This is a genomic window from Hymenobacter gelipurpurascens, from assembly GCF_900187375.1.
Taxonomy (GTDB): domain Bacteria; phylum Bacteroidota; class Bacteroidia; order Cytophagales; family Hymenobacteraceae; genus Hymenobacter; species Hymenobacter gelipurpurascens.
On sequence record NZ_FYEW01000002.1, the window covers coordinates 1,221,599 to 1,244,349 of the forward strand.

The window sequence follows — 22,751 nt, forward strand, 5'->3', positions numbered from 1 at the left end:
ACTCCTTAAGACCCCGGAAGATAGCGTCAAAAGCAATTGGTAGGAGTGCGTACGTAAGACGACTAAAGAAGTCCGAGCCCACTGGCTGGGTATCAGGCATCGAGCAGCCCCATTTCATCTTTCAATAGTACTCCCGAAAGCTGGCGGCGCAGGGCTTCCTGCAGCAGAAAGAACAGCTTATCGGCGGCCAGCGCATAGCTTAAGCCTTCAGGCCGAATATTGGAGACGCAGTTGCGGGCTTCATCCGTGAGGCCAGGGCGGGGGCCGTAGGTGAAGTAGGCCCCCAGGCTGTGCGGGGAGCTAAGCCCCGGCCGCTCACCAATCAGAATAAGGGCAAGCTGCGCCTGCAGTACCTGCCCGATTTCGTCGCTGATGGCCACGCGGGCCTGTTCGGCAACTACTACCGGAGCCAGCCTGAAGCCGGCTGCTTGCAGCTTCGGCAGCAGGAGCTGCAACACTGGTAACGCATGCTGCTGCACGGCCGCGGCCGATAAGCCATCGGCCAGAATAACGGCCACATCGGAAGGAGCCATCGAGTGGCCTAGCAGCAGCTCCCGGGACGCGGGGTGCAGCCGGCGGCCCAGGTCGGGGCGTTGCAGGTACTGCGGGCGGTTTTCAGCCTGGCTCCTGACGACACATACGCGCACCGAGAGTTGCGCTAGGCCAGTCGTGAGCTTCTCCACCTCAAGAGCGGAGTACACGGCATCACGCGCAGCGGCGTGGGCCAGCCGAAACGCCAGCGCCTCCTGCAGCGGCACGCTCGTTCCAACGCGACCCAGCGCGATGCGGGCCGCCGTGAAGGCGCGTAGGCCACTCCAGGGGTCGGGGGCCGGGGGCTGAGTGTGGGCAGAAGGCAAATCGGGGGACATACCAACAACTTACATGGTATCAACTCTATAACCGAGCCCTAAGAGAGCCGAATCGCCTTATTTTTTAAACTCGCCAATGTGCCAGAGCACCCCCGAGGGATCATGCAGGAAGCCCTCTTTGCCCCAGGGCTCGTAGCGAATAGCCGACACCTTTACTCCTTTGAATTGACCGGGCAAATCAAGTGCTTCTAACTCAGCCCAGTACTTTTCCACATCCTCGACTTCCAGAAATAGCATAGTGTTATCCACCCAGTCTGGCACGTACGCATTCTGTAGGTAGAAGCCAACGCCCTGCAGGGCAAAATATGACATGGCCGGAGACAGGACGGTTTCGGTGAAGCCGAAGGCGCGGTAGAAGCTTCGCGAGACAGCAAAGTCTTTTGCGCCGATGAAGGCGCGGATGGAAATAGCTTTTTGATTCATATCGTCTGGCGATTTAAGTAGGCGTTTTTCTTCAATTATTTAACCCGCCCACGCCCAGCAGCCGGTGCTGGTCCGGAGCTGGTAGCAGCAGTCTGTCTTCGCTGAAAATACCTTGCTGCTGCAGCCATGCCTCGAACTCGGGCGCGGGGCGGAGGCCTAGGGCACGGCGCAAGTAAAGGGCATCGTGGAAGGAAGTAGACTGGTAGTTAAGCATGATATCATCGGCGCCTGGGATGCCCATGATGTAATTGCAGCCCGCCACGCCTAGCAGCGTGAGCAGGGTGTCCATATCATCCTGGTCGGCTTCGGCGTGGTTGGTATAGCACACGTCAACGCCCATGGGCAGGCCTAGCAGCTTCCCGCAGAAGTGGTCTTCCAGTCCGGCCCGGATGATTTGCTTGCCATTATATAAATACTCGGGGCCGATAAAACCGACCACGGTATTCACCAGCAGCGGTTGAAACTGGCGGGCTACGGCATATGCCCGCGCCTCACAAGTCTGCTGGTCTAGCCCGTGGTGGGCGTTGGCCGAAAGCGCGCTGCCCTGGCCCGTTTCGAAGTACATCACGTTCTGGCCCAGGGTGCCCCGGCCCAAACTCAGGGTTGCTTCCCAGGCTTCCTGCAGGAGCGCCAGGCTCACGCCGAAGCTGGCATTGAGCGTCTCAGTGCCGCCGATAGACTGAAACGTCAGATCAACGGGGGCCTGCTGCCGGATGAGTTCGAGCGTGGTGGTGACGTGGCAGAGCACGCAGGTTTGGGTGGGAATTTGGTATTGCTGGCGCACGGCATCCAGCATATCCAGCAGGTTGCGTACGGTGGGCAGATTGTCGGTGGCGGGGTTGATGCCGAGTACGGCGTCGCCGCTGCCGTAGAGCAGGCCATCGACGAGGCTGGCTGCAATGCCGCGGGCATCGTCGGTGGGGTGGTTGGGCTGCAGGCGCGTGGCTAGGCGGCCGCGCAACCCCAGCGTATTCCGGAACTTGGTTACGACCTCGCACTTGCGAGCCACGGCAATCAACTCCTGGTTGCGCAGCAGCTTACTCACGGCCGCTACCATCTCTGGCGTCAGGCCGTAGGCCACCTGCTGCAGCTCCGGCTGGCCTACAACATCAGACAGCAGCCAGTCGCGGAGCTGGCCTACGGTGAAGTGGCTGATGGGCGCAAACGCCTGGGCATCGTGCGCATCGATGATGAGGCGCGTGACTTCGTCCTGCTCATACGGCACCACTGCTTCCTGCAGGAAAGCTTTCAGGGGCACATCGGCCAGGGTAATCTGGGCGGCTACGCGCTCCTCGTAGCTGGTGGCAGCCACACCAGCCAACTCGTCGCCAGAGCGAAGTGGGGAGGCTTTGGCCAGCAGCGCCTTTAGATCGGGGAAGGTGTAGACCCGGCTGCGAATGGTGTGTTGGTAGGCCATAGAAACTTGTTGATCAGTACGCTTCAGCTTCTACAAACGGCACAGAGGCAGGCAGCTCTTTACTCCGCAGGCAGTACAGGCCTAGCGCCTCCGCCCAGCCCCGCACCTTGAGGCTCCCGATGGAAGAACTGCCTAAATTCTGGCTTACTGGGCCACCGCTGCAGGCTGCCGGAGCATAGGCTGCAGCACGGTCCACACGTTGCGGGCTACTAGGCGGTGGCCAGCGGGCGTGGGGTGAATACCGTCGCGCTGGTTGAATTTGGCTACTCCACCTACCCCTTCGAGCAGGAAAGGAATAAGCTTCACCTGGTTTTTCTGGGCTATTTCGGCGTAGAGCTTTTTGAACTGCGTGGCGTAGTCGGGGCCGAGGTTGGGCGGAATCTGCATGCCGGCCAGCACAATCTGCGCCTCGGGGCTACGGCGGCGCACCGTATCGATGATGGCTTGCAGGTTGCGGCGCGTGTCGGTGAGCGGCAGGCCCCGTAGGCCATCATTCCCCCCTAGTTCCAGCACAAACACGGCCACCGGCTGGCGCAGCACCCAGCCCACGCGGCTCCGGCCACCAGCGGTGGTTTCGCCGCTCAGGCCGGCATTCACGATGGTGTAGGCCAGTCCGGCCGAGTCGAGCTTCTGGCCGATGAGCGCCGGAAAAGCTTCATCCGGCTCCACGCCCAGCCCCGCCGTGATGCTGTTTCCGAAGAACAGGATGGTTTGCGGAGTTGCGTTGCGCGGGGCAGCTGGCGTTTGAGTGGCGGCAGCGGCAGGAGCTTCGGCCGCTTGGGTAGCGGTTTGCGAATCGGAAGTACAGCCGACAAGGACGCTCAGAAGGGCGCCGCTTACTAAGGACAAAACAGTTTTCATGCAGGAAGTCTTTTCACTAGTTGCGTAACGAAAGAAAGTAAACGGAAGGTTAATTCGTTTGCTATATCAGTTGCCAGCTGTCGGTTACCGGTTGATAGTACCGTTCCTGCTGGCAACTCACAACAGGAAACTGAAAACAGATCATTAGCTCATCCTTCGTGCTCAAAGTAGAAAACCTCACTAAGTCGTATTCCAGTGGCGGCCAGGCCCTGACTGTGCTGGAATCCGTCAGCTTCGAGCTGGCCGCCGGCGACACCTTTTCCATCGTCGGGCCTTCGGGCAGCGGCAAAACCACCCTGCTAGGCCTATGCGCTGGCCTCGACAGAGCCACAGCCGGCAGCGTGTGGCTCAATGGCGTACTGCTCGATACGCTGTCGGAAGACCAGCGCGCCGCCGTGCGCAACCAGTACGTGGGCTTTATCTTCCAGAACTTCCAGCTGCTGCCCACGCTCACGGCCCTCGAAAACGTGCAGGTGCCGCTGGAGCTGCGCGGCGAGAAAGGCTCGGCCCGGGCGGCCCAGGAGTTGCTGGCGCGCGTAGGCCTGGCCGGGCGTGGCCACCACTACCCTACCCAGCTTTCGGGCGGAGAGCAGCAGCGCGTGTCCTTGGCGCGGGCCTTCGCCAATAGGCCTACCATCCTGTTTGCCGATGAGCCCACCGGCAACCTCGACGCCGAAACCAGCGCCACGGTAGTAGACCTACTGTTTGAGCTAAACCGTGAGGCCGGCACCACGCTCGTGCTCGTGACCCACGACTTAGAGCTAGCGGCCAAAACCCAGCGCGTAGTCAGGATTAAGGGCGGCGCCATGATTTCTGATTCCGGCGCCCCCATTTCAGCCCCTACTTCCTCTTCTGCCCTATGAGCCAGATTCCTTCGGCTAGGCCAGGGGCGGCTTGGCTCTGGCGCATGGCCTGGCGCGACAGCCGTCGCAGCCGGAGTCGCCTGCTGCTGTTCATCTCGGCCATTGTGCTGGGTATTGCGGCGCTGGTGGGCATCAATGGGTTTGGTGATAATCTGGCCCGCACTATTGATGAGCAGGCGCAAGAGCTGCTGGGCGCCGACTTGGTACTGTCGGCGAGCCAGCCGCTTAAGCCGGAATTCCAGCCGATGATTGGCCCGGCCATTGAGACGGCTACCGCGGAAGCTGCTTTTCCCTCGCTGGTTCAGTTTCCTAAAGGGAATGGGGTGCGCCTCGCACAGGTGCGCGCCCTGGCCGGCGACTTTCCCTACTACGGCACCTGGCTGACGGAACCGACCTCGGCCGTACAGGAATTCCGACAAGCCTGGCGCCACAACCTACCCGTGGCCTTGGTTGATGATGCCTTGCTTATCCAGTTTGCCGCCCGCGTCGGCGACTCCATTCAGGTGGGCCGAGTAGTGTTTCGGATTGCCGGCCGCGTACGAAAAACACCCGGCCAGTCAGACTTCAATGCTTCGGTAGCACCTACCGTCTTCATTCCCGGCGACTATCAGCTTACCGTTTCGGGGCAGCCCGACTCCGCTTCTCTGCTCGCCCGCACTCAGCTCATCAAGCCCGGCAGCCGGGTGCAGTACCGCGCTTATTATAAGCTGCGGCCGGGGGTGCCCGCCGAGCGGCTCCGCGATCCATTAGTGGATCTTCCCAGCCAGGAAAATATCCGGGCCGAGACCGTGGCCAGCCGCAAGCAGCAAACCGGCCGCGCCTTCTCCGACCTCACCCGCTTCCTGAACTTGGTGGCGTTTGTGGCTCTGCTGCTCGGTTGCGTGGGCGTGGCGAGTTCCGTGAGCCTGTATGTGCGCGAAAAAGTGGCGGCCGTGGCCGTGCTGCGCTGCCTGGGGGCCAGCGGACGTCAAGCCTTATTTATATATCTGCTCCAAACGGCCCTCATGGGCTTGGTGGGCGCGATAGTGGGCGCGGCCCTGGGCACGGCCATTCAGCTATTACTGCCTAAAGTGTTTGCTGGTTTTCTGCCGGTAGTGGTGGCTACAAGTATTTCGTGGAAGGCGGTGAGCCAAGGGGTAATTACGGGCCTGCTGGTGGCGGTGCTGTTTGCCCTGCTGCCCCTGCTGAGTATCCGGCGTGTATCGCCGCTGCGCACCTTGCGGGCCTCCTATGAGGAAGACACGGCCCGGCCCGACCCGCTTCGGCTGGTGGTGTTTGGCCTGATTTCCCTGTTTATGCTGGGGTTTGCTTACCTGCAGACGCGGGATATCAAGCTGGCTCTGGGCTTTACCGTTGGTATTCTGGTGGCGTTTGGGGTGCTGGCTGGCCTAGGGCAGGGGCTGCGGTATGCGGTCCGTCGCTTCTTTCCGGCTTCGTGGAGCTATGTGTGGCGCCAGGGGCTCGCCAATTTGTACCGGCCCAACAACCAGACGCTGTTGCTTACGGTGTCCATTGGCCTGGGGGTGTTTCTGATGGCTACCCTCTACCTCATGCAAGGGCTACTGCTGAGCCGGGTGCAGCTCTCGGCCAGCGGCAATCAGCCAAACCTGGTGCTATTTGATATCCAGAGCGAACAGAAAGCGGGCGTAGGCCAGTTGCTGCAACGGCGCGGGCTGCCCATTCTGCAGCAGGTTCCCATCGTGACGATGCGCCTGGCGTCTATCAACGGCCGCACCATATCGGAGCTGAAAAAGGATACCACCAACGGCCCACCGGCCCGCGGCCTCACCCGCGAATACCGCGTCACCTACCGCGATACGCTCAATCCGGCTTCCGAAACCCTGGCCGCCGGAAAAGCACCTTACGTGGGAGCCGATAAGATTCCGCGAATTTCCATGGACGAGTATTTTGCCCAGCGCCTCAAGCTGAAGCTCAACGATACGCTCGTCTTCAATGTGCAGGGCGCCCCGCTCACTACCATCCTCTGCGGCACCCGCACTATTGACTGGAGCCGCGTGCAAACCAACTTTCTGGTGGTATTCCCGACCGGAGTGCTGGAGCCGGCCCCGCAGTTTCATGTGTTCCTTACGCGCGTCCCGAACAACCAGGTGCTCGGCGCCGTGCAGCGCGACCTGGTGGCGGCCTTTCCCAACGTGTCGGCCATCGACCTGGGCCTAGTGCTCCAGACTATAGACGATATTCTCAGCAAGATTTCCTTCGTGATTCGCTTTATGGCCCTGTTCAGCATTGCCACGGGCGTGGTGGTCCTGATTAGCTCCGTGATGGTGAGCCGCTACCAGCGCGTGCAGGAGAGCGTGTTGCTGCGCACCTTGGGGGCCAGCCGCCGCCAGATTTTGCGCATCACGCTGGTGGAATATGCCCTGCTAGGCCTATTGGCGGCCGTGGCCGGGCTCCTGCTGGCCGTGGTGGCGGCCTGGGCGTTGGCCGTTTGGGTATTCGAAGTAGCTTTTGTGCCGCCGCTGCTGCCTCTGCTGGTGTTGGCGGCCCTTACTACCGCCCTAACGGTGCTTATTGGCCTACTCAATAGCCGGGATGTACTCACTCGCCCACCCTTGGAAATTCTGCGCGGAGAGGCTTGAATGGCCGTTTTTCTAGGTAATCTTATAATTTTCTAAATTATTTCATACGGCTTGGGCAACAACTGCCTGCCTGTTGCGTTAAAGGCTAGCCGAAGCGCTACAGGAAACTGTTTTGTTTCTCGGTATTGTTTCATGCCCCTAACCCCCTTTCCCCATGAAAAAATTACTCGCTGTTGCTGCTCTCCTCGTAGGTGGTGTTACTGCCGCTAACGCTCAAACCAGCACGACCACAACCACGCAGTCGCAAACTACTACCCCTACTCAGGGTACTCTCCAGACGACGCCAGCTACTACTGAAACCACCAAGTCGTCGACTACTACTACCACGACTCCGGCCGCTACCATGTCGACTCCGGCTACTACCGTTGAGACCCAGTCGGGTACCGGCGTAAGCACCGCTACCGACACGAAAGACGGCGCCAAAGTGAAGGCCAAAGACAAGAAGCGCAAGTCGAAAGTAAAGGCTGACCCAACCAACTAAGGCAAGGCGCTTAGCGCTTTACCACTCAAAAGCCCGGCCGCACGCATGTGTGGCCGGGCTTTCTGTTTTATCTTGCTTCTGAAAACGCTGCTTTTCAACTTCTACCCGACTGCTTTACTGGCCTAGGCCTATCATGAACGACCCCGAAATCCGTGCCCTGCTCTATCCGCTCTTCACGGAGGGCGTGTTCGTGGATGAGCTGCCCACCGGCACCACCCGCGCCGATGTAGTGCACATCACGCCGGATTTCATGCACGGCTACGAGGTAAAAGGCGACGGCGACACCCTGCAGCGAGTAGCCAACCAGCTGCGCTGCTACGGCGAAGTATATGATTTCGTGACGTTTGTGGTTACGGAAAAGCACCTCCCCAAACTGCTGCCGCTGCTGCCGGAGTGGGTAGGCGTGCTGGTAGCCGTGGGCCCGGAGCTGCGCACGCACCGCGCCGCCGCCTACAACGCCACCGTGGCTCATGCGCCTTTGGCAGGTCTGCTGCTCCTGGAAGAAGTAAAACAGTATTTACTGGCCCTAGGCCTATCAGGCGTGAGCACCCTCCGGAAGCGCGAGGTAATGAACCTACTGCGTACCACCCAGCGGGTGCCGCTTTCCGGCCTGGCCTGCCACGTGCGGGAGCGGCTGATTGCGCGCCTGCCCCAACGCCTCCTCGACCGCGCCGAGCGCAAAGCTGAGCGGCAACGAAGCGGCGCCCGCCGCCGCCGGAAGCCCGTGCATAAGGCAAAGGCCAAAGCCAGGAAACGTACTACTAAGAAAGCGGCTTAGCACGTCCCACCACCTGCCCACTACAGCGGCAGCAGCAGCTGGCGGCCGGGGGTGTCCTGTCCCATCGTATCGAGGTTGGAAAGCGAGGCGCCCAGCAGCCGCACACCCTTAAGTAGTGGCCACAACGACTCCAGCACCTCTCGCCCTACCTGCTCCAATATTGCTTGGCTGGTGAAAGGAGCCACCACCGTTCGGCTGCGTGTGAGCAGTTGAAAATCGTTGTATTTCACTTTCACCGTGAGCGTACGGCCCAGAATGCCGGTGCGCTGGCAGTAGCTCCACACCGATTCCAGAGCCGGCTGTAGGCCACTCAGGAGTTCTTCCTGGGTAGTAAGATCCTGCTCGAAAGTGGTTTCGGAGCCATAGGACTTGCGCACCCGGTCGGCCACTACGGGGCGGTGGTCCTGGGCGCGGGCAATGGCGAAGTAATAGGAGCCCGCCTTGCCAAAGTGCTGGCGCAGAAAAGCCTCGGTTTGCTGGCCCAAATCTTGGCCCGTAAAGATGCCCAGCTGGTTCAGGCGGGCCGCCGTCACGTGCCCTATGCCGTGGAACTGGCCTACGCTTAGCGCCTCCACAAACGCTAGGCCCTGCGCGGGCTTTATCACGAACTGCCCGTTGGGCTTGCGGTAATCAGAGGCGAGCTTCGCCAGAAACTTATTATAGGAGATGCCGGCCGAGGCTGTCAGTTGGGTTTTGGCCAGGATCTTCGCCCTGATTTCCTGTGCCACCTGCGTAGCCGACTGAATCTGCTTCAGATTGTGCGTCACGTCCAAGTAGGCCTCATCCAGTGATACGGGCTCAATCAGGGGCGTGTATTCCGCAAAAATCTCCCGGATCTGCAGCGAGACTTCTTTATACACCTCAAAGCGCGGCTTCACGAAGATCAGTTCCGGGCATTTGCGCTTGGCTACCGAAGATGCCATGGCCGAGCGCACCCCAAACTGCCGGGCTTCATAGCTGGCCGCCGCCACCACGCCCCGCTGCCGCGAGCCGCCTACGGCCACTGGCCTACCACGCAAGGCCGGATTATCGCGCTGCTCCACCGAGGCGTAGAACGCGTCCATATCCAGATGGATAATTTTCCGGCTTTCCTGCTGCTCCACTTTCTCTATACCTAACTCTCACGAAGATACTACCCGACGAGCGCGCCCCCAAGTGGCCTAGAAGCGAAATCCAAGAGACAACCTGAACGTCATGCTGAGCTTGTCGAAGCATCTCTACCTCTAACTAACTTACTGGCCTAGCAACGACTCAACGAAGCGGTAGAGATGCTTCGACTGTGCTCAGCATGACCGCTTCTATTTAAACTCTCGCTCAACACCTCCAAAAACCAGAAAGCCGGCCTCAACTTCACGGAGCGTGAGTATCGGTCGGCTTTTGCAGAATTCCGCTATCGATTGCGGGAGGTGAATTTCGCCTTTTCTCAAAGAGAAAAGATGAGGCTAACGGCTTACCAGAGCTTGGTGTCGTGGATGCCGGCGGGCAGTAGCGGATGCTCGCTGAGGCCCAGGGCACACCAGCCATCTTCCAGCCCGAAAGAGCCCCCGTGCATCACGTAGCTCACCCAGCGCGTTACGCTGCGGCCGCTGTATTGCTCGCTTTCGGGTTCGTATTCGCGCAGTATCAGGGCGTCGCCTACGTGAAAATCGCGGTCATTTTCCCGCACATCGAAGGGTTTGGTCCCGGCCTCCACAGCGGTAAAGCAAGCGGGCCAGATTTTCAGTTCGTGTGTTGGGGCATGCGTATTTCCGGCTACATAGCCGAAGGTTGATATAGAAGCTTGCATGAGAAATTACGTTTGAGGAAAGGGCCAGGGCCAAGTGTGGCAGGGCAGAGGCCTAGCGGCCATTCTTTCCAATGATCAATACCCGGCGACTACGGATGCCGCCGCTGGTGAGGGTGAATACCGACTAAGGAATTGAAGTGAAGCCCAATAAGCCGATTTTCACTGAGAAAATGTGCGGACATCTTCTGTAAGCTCGTCAGGAGCCAGTACTATTCTTGCCGGCTACACTTACCCGACACACAATATTCAACTACACAAAAAACGAGCCGTTTGGCTTCCGCACCATTTTCCTTAACCACTTTAGGGTCTGTTTAGTGCCATGGCTGTTGGATTTGTTGAGCTCTTGCCTAAGTTAACTCTTTGCCAGATAACGGATTGCCTAGCATGAGGTTGCGCTAGCCACCTTCCGGCGACTGGATAAGGCTGGTACGCAAGCGGAACTGTTGAGCTACACCAAGTGTTGGGGCATTTTTTTCCGGCAAAGCAGACCACAACGAGGAAACCAGCTTTTTTGCCCAGCAGATGTGGCGTTTCGCCGAAACTAGGCCACCATCGGGACAGTTTGCGCGTAGCTGCATCCGTGGCAGATTTCAGCCCAACGGTGTAGCGCGTTATTCGTACTTTTCGCCTTGCCTTATCTTTACGAAGAGTATATCGCGCTCTTTCTATGTTGTTTGCCCCCGATCCGCCTGTCCTTCTCCAACGCCTCCGCAGCGAAACCCGTCCCTTCCACGATGCCCTGGAGCAAAACGATTTCAACCAGATGTTGCTGGCCGGAAACGTCTCGCCGGACACTACTACCCACTTTTTGGCCAAGCTCTATGGCTTTCTGAAGCCCTATGAGGCTCAGCTGGACCGGCACGTGTTCGGTCCGGAGTGGAACATAGAGCAACGCCACCGCGCCCACCTGATTCTGCAGGATCTGCAGCCCGCTACTGGCCTACCGCTGTGCCCCGACATGCCGCCTCTGGTCACTCAGGCCCAACTGTTGGGTGCGATGTACGTGCTGGAAGGCTCCACCCTGGGTGGGCAGGTAATTGCGCGGCAGTTGGCCAAGGCCGGCATCGACACCCGCGCCTACTTCATGGGCTACGCCGAGCGCACCGGCCCTATGTGGAAGAGCTTCTGCCAACTCCTGACCCAGGAAAGCACCGATGAAAACCAGGCAGAAATAGTGGAGTCTGCCAGCCTTACGTTCCAAAAACTGCACGCGTGGATCAATCAGCCGTAATCTATTCCGACGAGAGCCTGCTCAATGCGCCCGTCACGCTTACCAACTGCGACCGGGAGCCCATTCATATTCCGGGCTCCGTGCAGCCTTACGGCTTTTTGCTCTGCCTCGATGAGGAAACGAAACAGATAGTACACGCCAGCGAAAACACGCTGGCGCTGCTGGGCATTGCGGCCGAAAACCTGATCGGGACTGGCCTAGAGCAGCTCCTGAGCCCCGCTACCCTGGCGGAGCTGGAGCAGCTGTGGCCTACGCTCACCGAAATCACAAAGCTGTTGGGCGCCCGTCTGGAGCAGGTGCCCGGCCAGCCGTTCTACAAGATTATCCTGCACCGCCACGACCAACTGCTGTGGCTGGAGTTTGAGCCGGTGGCTGAAACCGGCGCCAGCGTCCTGGATTTGCCTTCCCTCAATGTAGCCCTAGGCCAGATGCTGGGTGCTACTTCCGTGCTGGAGTTCTGCCAGCACGCCGTAAGCCAGGTGCGCGACATCACGGGGTTTGATCGGGTGGTGATGTACCGCTTTGCCGAGGACGCCAGCGGCGAAGTAGTGGCCGAAGCTAAGCGCGACGACCTGGAACCTTTCCTAGGCCTGCACTACCCCGCCACCGATATTCCGCAGCAGGCCCGCGCCATGTACCTCAAAAACTGGCTGCGCTTTATTCCGGATGTGGCCTACGTGCCGGCGCGCCTGCACCCGGTGCTGCACCCCACGGCTCCTAGGCCACCCGACATGACGTACGCCGTGCTGCGCAGCGTCTCGCCGATCCACCTGGAGTACCTGCGCAACATGGGCGTGGCGGCCACCATGACCATCTCCATTATTGCCGATGGAGTGCTCTGGGGCATGATTACCTGCCACCACCTCACGCCGCGCCTCGTGAGCTACGAGCTGCGCGAACTGTGTTTGTTCATTGGCAAAACGTTTTCGGCCCTGCTGCGCAGCAAATTGCAGCACGATAATTTCGCCTATCAGCTGCACATTCGGGAAACGCAGGTGCGCCTGTTTGAGCTCGTAAGCCGCCACGATAACTTCATTGAAGGGCTCTACAAACGCAAGCCTTCGGTGGCCGATGTCATCAACTGCGGTGGCGCAGCCATCTGCTTCGAGGGCGAAATCATTACGATGGGCACCACGCCTACCGAGGCTCAAATTCAGGAGCTAGCGACTTGGCTGCACCAGAACGTGCCGCAGGATGCGTTTTACACCAACTCGTATGTAGCGCAGAACCCAGCGGGCGTAGGTATCCGGGGTACGGCGAGTGGCCTACTGGCAATTTCCCTGTCGCAGGAGTCGGCCGACTACATCATCTGGTTCCGGCCGGAGCAGATTCAGACCGTTACGTGGGCGGGCCAGACCCAGAAAGCGGAAGTACTGCAGGATGGACAGCTGCACCTCTCGCCCCGCCAATCCTTTGAGGCCTGGCGTCAGACCGTGGATAGCACCTCGGCCCCGTGGCTACCCATGGAAATTGAAGCGGCCCAGGAAATCCGGCTGCACCTTTCCGATGTGCGCCTCAAGATTTTCAATGAGCTGCAGACCCGCGCCGCCAGCCTAAGCCGCCTCAACAGCGAGCTGGAACGCAGCAACAACGAGCTGGATTCCTTTGCCTACGTGGCCTCCCACGACCTCAAGGAGCCCCTGCGCGGTATTCATAATTACTCCATTTTCCTGCTCGAAGACTACGCTGAGCAGCTGGATGCTGAGGGCGTAAACAAGCTCCAGACACTAGTTCGGCTCAGCCAGCGCATGGAGTCCCTCATCGAATCGTTGCTGCAGCTTTCGCGCGTAGGCCGCCAGGAGCTTACCGTGGTGGAAACCAACGTGCAGGAAGTGGTAGAAGACGTGCTGGATATGCTGCAGCCGCGCTTCGAGCAGACCGGTACCACGGCTACCATTACCAGCCCGCTGCCTACCATTCGTTGCGACGAGGTCCGCATCAGAGAGGTGTTCAATAACCTCATGACCAATGCCATGCGCTACAGCGACCAGGTGCAACGCCTCGTGCGTATAGGCCTAGCGCCAGCTGAGGTTCGTGGCCCCCACGGCACCGGCAACCCGGCAGATTTCCATGTATTTTATGTGCAGGACAACGGCATCGGCATTGATCCGAAACACCATGAAAACGTGTTCAAGATTTTCAAGCGCCTCCATACGCAGGAAAAATATGGTGGTGGTACGGGAGCAGGCCTATCTATTGCCAAGAAGATGGTGGAAAAACACCACGGCGAAATCTGGGTCGGCTCCGTATTAGGCCAAGGCGCTACGTTCTATTTCTCTCTCTCAAAACACCTGTAAGTGACAGCCTTATCTCTCAAGCCCATCTTGGTGGTGGAAGACAGCGTGGAAGACTTCACGGCCCTGGGCCGTGCTTTCCGCAAGCACGCGCTCCCGAACCCGCTGTTGCGCTGCGAAGATGGCGACCAGGCCCTGGAGTATTTGCAGGGCTATGGCAAGCGTACGGGGTGGCCCCAGCAGCTGCCCGCCTTTGTACTGCTGGACCTGAACATGCCCGGCACCGATGGCCGTACGGTACTGGCCGTGCTCAAGCAGGACCCCCTGTTGCAGTCTATCCCGGTTATCATTTTTAGTACTTCTACCAATGCCCGGGATATTGAGGAATGCTACCGCCTGGGGGCCAACAGCTACTTCACCAAACCCATTGATTACGCTGTGCTGGAAGAGAAAACCCGCCTACTGATGAACTACTGGCTAACAGCCTCGGAGCTGCCCCATTTGAGCTAGGAATTGCTGCGCGTGAAGAAGATATTACTCATCGACGACAATGAACAGGACCGCATGCTGTATAAGCGGTTCCTGGGCAAACAGATTGGCCACGAGCGGTTTGAGATTTCAGAAGCCAGCTCGGGAGCCGAGGGCCTGATGCTGTTTCGCACCTTGCGGCCCGATTGTGTACTGCTCGACCATAACCTGCAGGACACGGATGGTCTGACTCTGCTCGGCGATTTGCAGCAACTCACACCGCCCGATACGCTGTGCGTGGTGATGATTACGGGGGGCGGCAGCGAGGCACTGGCTGTGCGCGCCCTCAACAATGGCGCCCTTGATTATCTGGTGAAGCAGCACTTTGACCCCGAGATGCTGTACAAGACCGTAACGCACGCCATCGAGAAGAACGAGTGGCGCCAGTATGTTTCTCGGTACCATGTGCAGTTGCAGACCATCAATCAGCAGTTGCGCGAGTCGCTGGAGGAGCTGACGGAAACCCGCCAGCAGATTCAGCAGACCAACGCGCAGCTGAAACTGGCCAATGAGGAAGTGCAGGCCCGCAATGTGGAGCTGGGTACTGCCAACGAGCAGCTGGCCCGCACCAACGCCGACCTCGACAACTTTGTGTACGCCGCCTCCCACGACCTGCGCCAGCCGGTGCATAACCTGCGCGGCCTCTTCGATGAGCTTCAGCGCTCCGCCACCTTCCACGACCCCGATGCCGACCAGATGCTGCGGCTCATGGACGACTCTCTGAATGATCTTTCCGTCACGATTACGGACTTGGCGGCCGTAGTGCAGGAAGCCCGCAAGCCTGGGGAACAAACTGCCGAGCCCGTAGCACTAGCCGACCTCACGGCCGATGTGCTGCAGACCCTGCGCCCTCAATTGCAGGATGCCAAGGCTGACATTCAGATGGATTTTGAGGCTCTGCCCGAGATTGAGTTCGTGCGCAGCAACCTGCGCACCGTGCTGCTTAACCTGGTAGCCAACGCCGTGAAATACCGCCACCCCGACCGGCCCGCTCGCGTTCAGCTCCGCAGCCGGCTGGCTGGCAAACAGCCCGTGCTGGAAGTTCAGGACAATGGTCTGGGCCTAGACCTGGACCGCCACGGCCACGAGCTGTTTCAGCTGTTTCGCCGCTTTCATCCGCACGCCGGTGAAGGAACCGGCGTAGGCCTGTTCCTGGTGAACCGCATTGTGCAGGCCGAAGGGGGCCGTATGGAAGTGGAAAGTCAGCCTGAGCAGGGCACTACATTCCGGGTGTACCTGGGCAGCTAGGCCACTCACGACAAAGGCTGTGGCGCCGGCGACGCACCAGATCCGGCCGGCCTGGACCGGTCCTGCGGCAAGGGCACAAACTCATGGTTGTCGTTGGGAGGCAGCGCAATGCGCCCAGCTTGCCAATCGGCCTTGGCTTGCTCAATTCGCTCCCGCCGCGACGACACGAAGTTCCACCAGATGAATCGTTCGCCCAAGGGCTCCCCGCCTAATAGCATCAGCGTGGTGGCCTCCTGAGCTATCAGTACCGGGTCTAGGCCAGGCGTAAAGACCAGCAGCTGGCCGGCCCGATAGGTGTGGCCCGCTACCTCTATACTGCCTTTGGCTACGTAAGCCCCGCGCTCCGGATAGCCGCGCGGCAGGCCAAAACGGGCACCCGCCTGCAACACCACATGCAGGTAAAATAGCGGAGAATGAGTCTTGACGTCATTATGCAGGCCAAAAGCGTCCCCCGCAATCAGGCGCATCCACACGCCCGGCTCAGTGAAGATGGGCAGCTGCTGGGGCTGATAGTTGGTGAAGGCCGGAGCGCTTTCCTCCGCTGCTTCGGGCAGGGCCACCCAGGTTTGCAGCATTTCCAGTGCGCCGCCCGCCAGCGCAGCCGGGTCCTCGAATCGCTCGGAGTGCGCTATTCCGCTGCCGGCCGTCATCCAGTTCACCTCCCCCGGTCGAATAATCTGCTCCACGCCCAGGCTGTCGCGGTGCGTAACTTGGCCGCCAAACAAATAACTGACGGTAGATAGGCCTATATGTGGATGCGGTAGTACATCCAGGGCCGGCATCAGCTCGGGCGCCACGTGTACGGGGCCGGCGTGGTCCATAAAGATGAAGGGACCCAGCATCCGGCGCAGCCGATAGGGCAGAATGCGTCGTACTCCGAACCCATTGCCCAAGTCGGCAGGGCGCGCATCGATAACCAGATCTAGCATACAGCAAGGAAGGAGAGGTATACCTCCAAGGTATACGGAAACCTGCCAGAATCACAACCTGCGGGTAGAGGCCTAGCACTGCAATGAGCAGTCTGGCTGGCTTTGTGCCAAAAAAAGAAACGACCCGGCCGCCGTAATGGCAACCGGGTCGTTGTAGGTAGCGGGGACTGGACTCGAACCAGTGACCTTTGGGTTATGAGCCCAACGAGCTACCAACTGCTCCACCCCGCACTGTTTGGTGATGCAAATGTAGTAGGGTTTTTCGGAAAAGCCACAACACGGGGTTTGATTACCTTATTAATGACTCTTTCAGCCTGATTATCAGGCGGAAATTTTTCTACCTATGCAAGCCAGCCGGTAACTGAGTATAGAATTATGTCGTTCCCTAATCTCTGTGAAAGGCAGAGCGTAATAAAGCTGCATTGTTTTCACACACGTCTGATCTACCCAAAATCATATGAACTCCCCTTTTCTATCCACCTCGGCCGCGTTGTCTTTTCGGTGGGCCGTTCCGGCATTGGCGCTAGGCCTATCCTTGGCCTCCTGCGGCTCACCTTCCAGTACTGAAACTGCTACCTCCTCCGACTCTACTAACACGGTGGCCACCACCGACTCTGCCACCACGCCGCAAGGCCCCGATGCCATAAAGCCAGCTGGTCCGGCCCCGGCTTGGGCGCCCAACATCGGGCCTCAGATGCAGACCGTGATTGAAAAGCTGGAAAAGCTGCAGGGGCCTACGCCTCCCGAAAAACTGCCTGTAGCAGAGGTTCGCAAAGCGCCATCTCCGGCTGATGCCGCCATGGCCGTAATGGCAGATTTTCACGTGCAGGCCCCGCCATCTCCCCTCGATACGATGAGCAAGGAGGTTGCGCCGGGCGTGAAAGCGCGCATCTATACGCCTAAAGGCGCTACTGGTCCTTTGCCGGTGGTGGTATACTACCACGGGGGCGGTTGGGTCATTGCTAACCTTGATACCTATGATTCTTCGGTGCGGGCGCTGGCCGAGAAAAGCGGTGCCATCTTCGTTTCGGTGGCCTACCGCCAGGCGCCGGAGCACAAGTTCCCGACGGCTCATAATGATGCCTTTGCCGCCTACCAGTGGGTGCTGAAGAACGCCGCTTCCATCAAAGGCGACCCCAAGCGCGTGGCCGTGGCCGGTGAAAGTGCCGGTGGTAACCTGGCCGCCGCTGTGTGCATGATGGCCCGCGACAAAGGCGCCATGCAGCCCAAGCATCAGTTGCTGGTATACCCTATTGCGGGCTACGATTTGAATACGCCTTCGTATCAGAAAAACGCCAATGCCAAGCCTTTGAGCAAGCCGTTCATGGCGTGGTTCTTTGATAAATACCTGCGCACTGCTGCCGATGGCAAGAACCCCTTGATTTCGCTGGTAACAGCGCCAAACCTGAAAGGCTTGGCGCCCGCTACTGTCATTGGAGCCGGCATCGACCCCTTGATGAGCGAAGGCAAAACTTACGCTGATAAGCTGCAGGCGGCCGGGGTGCCGGTTAAATACCAGCTCTACGACAACGTAACCCACGAATTCTTCGGCATGGGCGCTATTATTCCTGAGGCCATGCAGGCTGAGGATTTAGCCGCCGGTGAGTTGAAGAAGGCCCTGGCTGCTCAGTAGCCACCCTTCTATTCCAGAAAAAAGCCCTGACACTACAAGTGTCAGGGCTTTTTTGTGCGGTTATGATGGCCGCGAGTGGCCTAGAGTAGGCAAATAGCTTATCAGAACCGGTTTGTGATGCCGAAGTGAATCTTGCCGGAGCCGAGTGCGAACTTCTGCTGCTGGTCGCGGCCAAGGGCGTACACAAACTGGAACTGCCCGGCCGCGGTACGAAAGCTGAGGCCGGCTCCCAGGCCAGTGGGCGTGTCCTGGGTGGTTTCAGTGGTGATGTCGCGCCGCAACCAGGCCTGATCGGCAAAGAGAAACACATAAGAATCGGCGCCCGTGAACTGGCGGAACTCGGCCGTTCCGATGGCGTACTGGCTGGCGTAGTAGTTTAGCTCATTGAATCCGCGCAGCGTCGCCAGGCCGCCAATCCGAAACAAATCATTCAGGAACAGGCGCTGGTTTACCAACGCTTCGCCGCGCACCCGCGTGAACAACACCCCATTCCGGCCCATCCGGAAGTACCGCTCTACACGGCCGCCCACACTGATTTGAGTGGAGCGGAGGGCTACCGCTTCGTAGAGGTTTTCGCGCAGATTGGGGTTGCGGCTGATACGTTTGGTACCCACCGAGGCCTGTCCGCCCGCCAGCAAACCCCGCCGGGGCAGGTAGGGGTCATCGAGTGTGTTCCAGCTGTAGTCGAGGCCGTAAGAGTTGAACTCGGAGTCGATGTTATCGGGTAGGCCACTGGTGTACACGGATAGCGCGGCCGAGTCGGCGAGGAGGCGGGAGCTGCGGCGCTCCGTGAAGAAGGCCACGCGGCCGGCCCGTGCCGTGGGGTAAGTCATCTGTAAGCGCGGCCGAATGGTGAGGAACTGGTCGTTTTGCTTGAGCAGGTTGAAGGTGCCACCCAGTTCCAGCGGCGTCCCGAAGAAGTTTGGGTGCACGTACTGCGCATCCAGCAACTGCGAGGAAGCATCGAGCTTGCGCCACTGCAGTCCGATGCCTTTGCCGCCGCCCTTGATGTTGCGCAGGTTGATGGTTACATCGCCGGTAATCTGCACGCGCTTCTGGCCTACCCCGGGGTTCGGGTTGGGCAGCACGCCCACAATGGCATCAAACTGACTGGCGGCGCGGTCTTCGAGCAGTAGATATACGCGGGCTTTTCCGAGCGCAAACCGCACTTCGGGCTCGGCCTTGAGGTGCAGATACGGCAGCTGACGCAGGCGCCGAGCCGCTTCCTGCACTTTTTGCTGACTGTAGGGCTGGCTAGGGAAAATCTGAAGGTAGCGCGTCAGGAAGCCCACGCGGGTTTTGGTTTTACCAACTATCTGGATGGAATCGAACACGACGGCCGGACCGCGCTGCAACACAATACGGCCTGCCACTTCTGCCCCGCGCAGCTCCAGCGAGTCGAGCGTAACCGTTGCGAAGGGGAAACCCTGGTTCTCGGCTTCGTGCAGAATATTCTCCTGGAGTTGCGCCCACTCTTTGGGCTGGAAGGGCTGCCCCCGAAACAGCTTTTCGCGGTAGCCGGCCCGCGTCAGCAGCCCGTCGCCAAGGTTGCCGTTGCGCAGCTGTGCCCACTGGAATTTCTCGCCCACGTACAGCCGCACCCGCAAGGAGTCGTGGCCCCAGCGCATTTCATCGGCCGAGGCCGTGAGGTAGGCATCGGCCTGCAAAGCCAGCAGCAGGTCGCGCAGCTCCCGAACAGCAGCGGCAGAATCGGGCAGCACTTTGCGGTAGCGGTAGCGCCGTATGGTCTCCTGGTCAGCTGGTTCCGTCCCCAGCACCAGCGCTACTGGCCTACGCGGTGGCAACGGCACGCGCACCGTAGAATCGGGCCGCTGGACTGGCCTAGCCGGCGCCGGCAAGGTTTGCAGCGAGGGTTGGGCCAGCGTATTCGGGGTGGTTTGGGCGCGCGCCTGGCCTAGGCCACTCAGGAGCCAGCAGCTCAGCAGACCAAGAAAGAGGAGGCGGGCGTACATTTGGGAACTGAAACGCAGAATTGCGCTTTTAATTTCCCGAAAGTTACTTCTTCCAGTTCCATCCCGCTCATTCCCCTGATTCACAGAATCCTTGGGGAATACGGTTGGCCTCGCCCTTCATGTCCGGCCTCTACCTCCACATTCCCTTCTGCAAACAAGCCTGCCACTACTGCGACTTCCACTTCAGCACCTCTATGGCGCTGAAAGGCCGTTTGGTAGAAGCAATGGTGCGGGAAATTGAGCTGCGCCGCGACTATCTGGGCCCCGCCGCGCACATCAACACTATCTACTTCGGAGGCGGCACGCCTTCTCTGCTGACGGGGGCGGAACTGGACACCCTTTTCGAGGCCATACACCGCAACTTCTCGGTTGCCCCCGACGCGGAAATCACGCTGGAGGCTAACCCCGACGACCTCACGGCCCCAAAGCTGCGGGAGCTAGCCGCCTCGCCCATCAACCGCCTGAGCATAGGCCTACAGACCTTTCATGAGCCGCATCTGCGCCTGATGAACCGCGCCCACTCCGGTGAAGAGTCGCGGGTGTGCGTGCAGCTGGCGCAGGATGCCGGCTTCGAGAATATCTCGGTAGATCTGATTTACGGCGTACCCGCCGAGGGCCACGGCATCTGGCTCCACGATATGGCCATAGCGTTTGGGCTGGGCGTACCGCACCTTTCCTGCTACGCCCTCACCATTGAGCCCGACACCGTATTTGGCCGGCAGCTGACGAAAGGCAAGTTTCTGGCGGCCCCCGAAGAGTTTGTGGCCCAGCAGTTTGAGATGCTGCTGCAGGAAATAGACCGCCACGGCTACCAGCAGTACGAAATCAGCAACTTCTGCCAGCCCGGCCGTGAGTCGCGCCACAACTCGGCGTATTGGCGCGGCGTGCCGTATTTGGGCCTCGGCCCCAGCGCCCACTCTTTCAATGGGCACAGCCGGCAGTTCAACGTCGCCAACAACCCACACTATGTGCAGGCCGTGCTGGAGCGCCATGAGGTACCGGCCACCGTGGAGCACCTCTCCCTCACCGACCGCGCCAACGAGTACCTCATGACCAGCCTGCGCACGGCCCAGGGCTGCGACCTGGGCCACCTTCGGGATGTGCTGGGCGTGGATTTGTTGGGCCCCCGTGCCCAGTATCTGCAGGAGCTGCAACGCATCGGGTGGGCCACCCTGAGCCCGGCGCATGTACTTACGCTCACCAACCAGGGCAAGCTCCTGGCCGACCAGATTACGCTGGAGCTGTTTCAGGCCGAGTAGTAGCCCGAAGCAGCTGTTTCGTATGTACTGCTGGCATTCCAGACAGCCAGAAATCGGCACGTTGGTTCTTGCGGCTACTAAATAGCAGCCGCCTACTCAGTCACTTAAGCGAAAGGCCACTCTTTTTTGCCGGAATAACGCCTGGTTGCCGCGCCAAAAGTCCTACTTTCCCTTTCCCATTTCGGGCTAGCCAAGGAAAGCCACAGGCCTATCAACTGCCGCCTAGGCCACTTCCTGCGCCCTGCCGAGTGTATGCCGCAACCATCCTGCTGTTATGAGAAAATTGATTGATGCCCTGGCCGACGACACCGATTTCTTCATCGAGCAGGTGCAGCTGACGGCTATTGTGTTCGATACTTCCGATGACGTAACCATCTGGGGCACTACGCTTTTCGATAATGAGCTCCATTTTTTCCACCTAGGCCTGCCCTTCCAGCAGCTCGATCTACTCCTGCGCCTGGCGGGCCCGCGCGCCGAGGCCTTGCAGGAAGAAGTAGCCGATGCTCTGGCCACTGTTACGGAGTGGCCCTGCCTGCTGGAGTACAGCTCCGAGGAAAGCACGCCCGTCCCGCTACCGAATGTGGCCCTTAAGCTCTCCTGCACCTATCCAGCCGACGGCCCCTTCGATGAGGAAGATGAAGGCGAGGAGGAAGACGAGACCTTCGATATCAGCCTGAATGCCGAATCCGAGGACCCGGAAGAATACGAGTCCGACCAACCCCACAACATCTTTTATCTCGAAGGAGTATTCCTGCGCATCGAACCCTGAGGGGGCAATGAAGTGACGAGGTGATGAAGTGACAGGCCAAATGGTACATCGTCTGGAGGGGAATCACAGGCTCTTGTCACGCTGGCGAGACTGGCCTAGAACTATGTTACCTCTCGACCGTCATGCTTCATCACGGCCTATCATTTCACTACTCACTCCGTCCCCTCATCACTTCCCCTTCATTGCCCGATGATGTACCTCATTCCTGGCCTGGGTGCCGATGAGCGCGTATTTCAGAACCTGCAGCCGCTGCTGCAGGGAGAAACGCAGGTGTTGCAGTGGCTTACCCCCGAACCCGATGAGACATTGCCGCAGTATGCGGCGCGTATGGCCGCTCGCATTCCGCTAGGCCAGTCGGGACTGCTGGTGGGCGTGTCGTTTGGTGGGATGGTGGCCCTGGAAATCACGCGGATGCGGCCGGAAATGCGCACCGTACTTATTTCCAGCATTCCGGATTCCAGCTGCCTACCGCCGCTGCTGCGCCTGATCCGGGCTACCGGCGTGTACCGCTTGGTGCCGCCCCAGATGCTAAAGCTGTTTCCGCGGGCCGGGCAGTGGTATTTCGGGGTGAAGCAGAAAGAGTATCCGCTGTTCAAGGAGATTCTGCGCGACATGGAGCCCGTGTATACCAAGTGGGCCATCGACCGGCTTATGCACTGGGACAGCACCATCGCCGGCCGCAGCACCCAGATCCTGGGCACCCACGACCGGGTGTTTCCGCCCGGCCCTACGCCTGTTGAGCACCTGATCCGAGGCGGCGGCCACTTCATGGTCATCAGCCACGCCCCGGAAATTGCCCAGATTTTGAATAAACTAGCCGCCGAGCAGACCAATAGGGCGGCAACCTCTCAGCAAAACGCTGTTTAACA

Annotated in this window: 20 protein-coding genes and 1 tRNA gene; 12 read left to right on the top strand and 9 right to left on the bottom strand. The window is 59.5% G+C overall.

Features of this window, described 5'->3' with window-relative positions:
- Window positions 1–92: 92 nt before the first annotated feature.
- The 4 genes from eutC to CFT68_RS17010 form a co-directional block, all read right to left on the bottom strand.
- Window positions 93–869, bottom strand: a complete 777-nt coding sequence (eutC, locus tag CFT68_RS16995) for an ethanolamine ammonia-lyase subunit EutC (RefSeq protein ID WP_088844715.1) — start codon at window positions 867–869, stop codon at window positions 93–95.
- 57 nt (window positions 870–926) lie between these two features.
- The gene (locus CFT68_RS17000; RefSeq protein WP_088844716.1) at window positions 927–1,292 is read right to left on the bottom strand and encodes a VOC family protein; all 366 of its coding nucleotides are present in this window, start codon (window positions 1,290–1,292) and stop codon (window positions 927–929) included.
- 31 nt (window positions 1,293–1,323) lie between these two features.
- Complete coding sequence (locus CFT68_RS17005; RefSeq protein ID WP_088844717.1) at window positions 1,324–2,709, bottom strand: ethanolamine ammonia-lyase subunit EutB; 1,386 nt, start codon at window positions 2,707–2,709, stop codon at window positions 1,324–1,326.
- Window positions 2,710–2,853: 144 nt separating this feature from the next.
- The gene (locus CFT68_RS17010) at window positions 2,854–3,570 is read right to left on the bottom strand and encodes an arylesterase (protein ID WP_088844718.1); all 717 of its coding nucleotides are present in this window, start codon (window positions 3,568–3,570) and stop codon (window positions 2,854–2,856) included.
- 158 nt (window positions 3,571–3,728) lie between these two features.
- Between CFT68_RS17010 and CFT68_RS17015 the strand changes: the two genes are divergently transcribed.
- From CFT68_RS17015 to CFT68_RS17030, 4 genes are all read left to right on the top strand, one after another.
- Complete coding sequence (locus CFT68_RS17015; RefSeq protein ID WP_245815423.1) at window positions 3,729–4,433, top strand: ABC transporter ATP-binding protein; 705 nt, start codon at window positions 3,729–3,731, stop codon at window positions 4,431–4,433.
- The gene (locus CFT68_RS17020; protein WP_245815424.1) at window positions 4,430–7,033 is read left to right on the top strand and encodes an ABC transporter permease; all 2,604 of its coding nucleotides are present in this window, start codon (window positions 4,430–4,432) and stop codon (window positions 7,031–7,033) included. The genes CFT68_RS17015 and CFT68_RS17020 overlap by 4 nt, the downstream gene beginning before the upstream one ends.
- A gap of 154 nt (window positions 7,034–7,187) precedes the next feature.
- Entirely contained in the window at window positions 7,188–7,514 is a 327-nt protein-coding gene (locus CFT68_RS17025) for a hypothetical protein (protein WP_088844720.1), read from the top strand.
- Between the two features lie 133 nt (window positions 7,515–7,647).
- A complete protein-coding gene (locus CFT68_RS17030; protein WP_088844721.1) occupies window positions 7,648–8,292 on the top strand; it encodes a sce7726 family protein in 645 nt (214 codons plus the stop codon).
- A gap of 20 nt (window positions 8,293–8,312) precedes the next feature.
- On the opposite strand, the gene dinB is transcribed toward CFT68_RS17030, so the two are convergent.
- Together dinB and CFT68_RS17040 are read right to left on the bottom strand one after the other, a co-directional pair.
- A complete protein-coding gene (gene dinB / locus CFT68_RS17035) occupies window positions 8,313–9,356 on the bottom strand; it encodes a DNA polymerase IV (protein ID WP_245815425.1) in 1,044 nt (347 codons plus the stop codon).
- Between the two features lie 386 nt (window positions 9,357–9,742).
- Complete coding sequence (locus CFT68_RS17040) at window positions 9,743–10,078, bottom strand: ASCH/PUA domain-containing protein (RefSeq protein WP_088844723.1); 336 nt, start codon at window positions 10,076–10,078, stop codon at window positions 9,743–9,745.
- A gap of 667 nt (window positions 10,079–10,745) precedes the next feature.
- Here CFT68_RS17040 and CFT68_RS17045 point away from each other — a divergent pair.
- The 4 genes from CFT68_RS17045 to CFT68_RS17060 are packed head-to-tail and all read left to right on the top strand — an operon-like array spanning window position 10,746 to window position 15,319.
- Window positions 10,746–11,309 (top strand): biliverdin-producing heme oxygenase, encoded by a 564-nt coding sequence (locus CFT68_RS17045; protein WP_088844724.1) that lies wholly within the window; start codon window positions 10,746–10,748, stop codon window positions 11,307–11,309.
- Window positions 11,291–13,606, top strand: coding sequence for an ATP-binding protein (locus CFT68_RS17050; RefSeq protein ID WP_088844725.1), 2,316 nt, complete (start codon window positions 11,291–11,293; stop codon window positions 13,604–13,606). The genes CFT68_RS17045 and CFT68_RS17050 overlap by 19 nt, the downstream gene beginning before the upstream one ends.
- Window positions 13,607–14,053, top strand: a complete 447-nt coding sequence (locus CFT68_RS17055) for a response regulator (protein ID WP_212590430.1) — start codon at window positions 13,607–13,609, stop codon at window positions 14,051–14,053. It abuts the gene before it with no gap.
- 12 nt (window positions 14,054–14,065) lie between these two features.
- Window positions 14,066–15,319 carry an ATP-binding response regulator gene (locus CFT68_RS17060; RefSeq protein WP_141106606.1) on the top strand — a complete coding sequence of 418 codons (1,254 nt, stop codon included), beginning with the start codon at window positions 14,066–14,068 and terminating at the stop codon, window positions 15,317–15,319.
- A 5-nt stretch (window positions 15,320–15,324) separates the two neighbouring features.
- Here the strand turns inward: CFT68_RS17060 and CFT68_RS17065 are convergent, their stop codons facing one another.
- Both CFT68_RS17065 and CFT68_RS17070 read right to left on the bottom strand, forming a co-directional pair.
- Complete coding sequence (locus tag CFT68_RS17065; RefSeq protein ID WP_088844727.1) at window positions 15,325–16,248, bottom strand: pirin family protein; 924 nt, start codon at window positions 16,246–16,248, stop codon at window positions 15,325–15,327.
- Window positions 16,249–16,406: 158 nt separating this feature from the next.
- Window positions 16,407–16,479, bottom strand: a tRNA-Met gene (locus tag CFT68_RS17070).
- Between the two features lie 226 nt (window positions 16,480–16,705).
- On the opposite strand from CFT68_RS17070, the gene CFT68_RS17075 reads away from it, so the two are divergent.
- A complete protein-coding gene (locus tag CFT68_RS17075; RefSeq protein ID WP_088844728.1) occupies window positions 16,706–17,881 on the top strand; it encodes an alpha/beta hydrolase in 1,176 nt (391 codons plus the stop codon).
- A gap of 101 nt (window positions 17,882–17,982) precedes the next feature.
- Here the strand turns inward: CFT68_RS17075 and CFT68_RS17080 are convergent, their stop codons facing one another.
- A complete protein-coding gene (locus tag CFT68_RS17080; RefSeq protein WP_088844729.1) occupies window positions 17,983–19,854 on the bottom strand; it encodes a BamA/TamA family outer membrane protein in 1,872 nt (623 codons plus the stop codon).
- 119 nt (window positions 19,855–19,973) lie between these two features.
- On the opposite strand from CFT68_RS17080, the gene hemW reads away from it, so the two are divergent.
- The 3 genes from hemW (at window position 19,974) to CFT68_RS17095 (ending at window position 22,749) form a co-directional block, all read left to right on the top strand.
- Window positions 19,974–21,113, top strand: coding sequence for a radical SAM family heme chaperone HemW (hemW, locus tag CFT68_RS17085; RefSeq protein ID WP_088845120.1), 1,140 nt, complete (start codon window positions 19,974–19,976; stop codon window positions 21,111–21,113).
- 274 nt (window positions 21,114–21,387) lie between these two features.
- Window positions 21,388–21,882, top strand: coding sequence for a hypothetical protein (locus CFT68_RS17090; protein ID WP_141106607.1), 495 nt, complete (start codon window positions 21,388–21,390; stop codon window positions 21,880–21,882).
- Window positions 21,883–22,071: 189 nt separating this feature from the next.
- On the top strand, window positions 22,072–22,749 hold the full coding sequence (locus tag CFT68_RS17095; RefSeq protein ID WP_088844731.1) for an alpha/beta fold hydrolase: 678 nt from the start codon (window positions 22,072–22,074) through the stop codon (window positions 22,747–22,749).
- The last annotated feature ends 2 nt before the right edge of the window (window positions 22,750–22,751 follow it).

What these genes read in the sequence shown, in the direction of transcription:
- eutC (WP_088844715.1), bottom strand. Translation starts at nt 869, where the DNA reads ATGTCCCCCGATTTGCCTTCTGCCCACACTCAGCCCCCGGCCCCCGAC.
- CFT68_RS17000 (WP_088844716.1), bottom strand. Translation starts at nt 1,292, where the DNA reads ATGAATCAAAAAGCTATTTCCATCCGCGCCTTCATCGGCGCAAAAGAC.
- CFT68_RS17005 (WP_088844717.1), bottom strand. Translation starts at nt 2,709, where the DNA reads ATGGCCTACCAACACACCATTCGCAGCCGGGTCTACACCTTCCCCGAT.
- CFT68_RS17010 (WP_088844718.1), bottom strand. Translation starts at nt 3,570, where the DNA reads ATGAAAACTGTTTTGTCCTTAGTAAGCGGCGCCCTTCTGAGCGTCCTT.
- CFT68_RS17020 (WP_245815424.1), top strand. Translation starts at nt 4,430, where the DNA reads ATGAGCCAGATTCCTTCGGCTAGGCCAGGGGCGGCTTGGCTCTGGCGC.
- CFT68_RS17025 (WP_088844720.1), top strand. Translation starts at nt 7,188, where the DNA reads ATGAAAAAATTACTCGCTGTTGCTGCTCTCCTCGTAGGTGGTGTTACT.
- CFT68_RS17030 (WP_088844721.1), top strand. Translation starts at nt 7,648, where the DNA reads ATGAACGACCCCGAAATCCGTGCCCTGCTCTATCCGCTCTTCACGGAG.
- dinB (WP_245815425.1), bottom strand. Translation starts at nt 9,356, where the DNA reads ATGGACGCGTTCTACGCCTCGGTGGAGCAGCGCGATAATCCGGCCTTG.
- CFT68_RS17040 (WP_088844723.1), bottom strand. Translation starts at nt 10,078, where the DNA reads ATGCAAGCTTCTATATCAACCTTCGGCTATGTAGCCGGAAATACGCAT.
- CFT68_RS17045 (WP_088844724.1), top strand. Translation starts at nt 10,746, where the DNA reads ATGTTGTTTGCCCCCGATCCGCCTGTCCTTCTCCAACGCCTCCGCAGC.
- CFT68_RS17065 (WP_088844727.1), bottom strand. Translation starts at nt 16,248, where the DNA reads ATGCTAGATCTGGTTATCGATGCGCGCCCTGCCGACTTGGGCAATGGG.
- CFT68_RS17075 (WP_088844728.1), top strand. Translation starts at nt 16,706, where the DNA reads ATGAACTCCCCTTTTCTATCCACCTCGGCCGCGTTGTCTTTTCGGTGG.
- CFT68_RS17080 (WP_088844729.1), bottom strand. Translation starts at nt 19,854, where the DNA reads ATGTACGCCCGCCTCCTCTTTCTTGGTCTGCTGAGCTGCTGGCTCCTG.
- hemW (WP_088845120.1), top strand. Translation starts at nt 19,974, where the DNA reads ATGTCCGGCCTCTACCTCCACATTCCCTTCTGCAAACAAGCCTGCCAC.
- CFT68_RS17090 (WP_141106607.1), top strand. Translation starts at nt 21,388, where the DNA reads ATGAGAAAATTGATTGATGCCCTGGCCGACGACACCGATTTCTTCATC.
- CFT68_RS17095 (WP_088844731.1), top strand. Translation starts at nt 22,072, where the DNA reads ATGATGTACCTCATTCCTGGCCTGGGTGCCGATGAGCGCGTATTTCAG.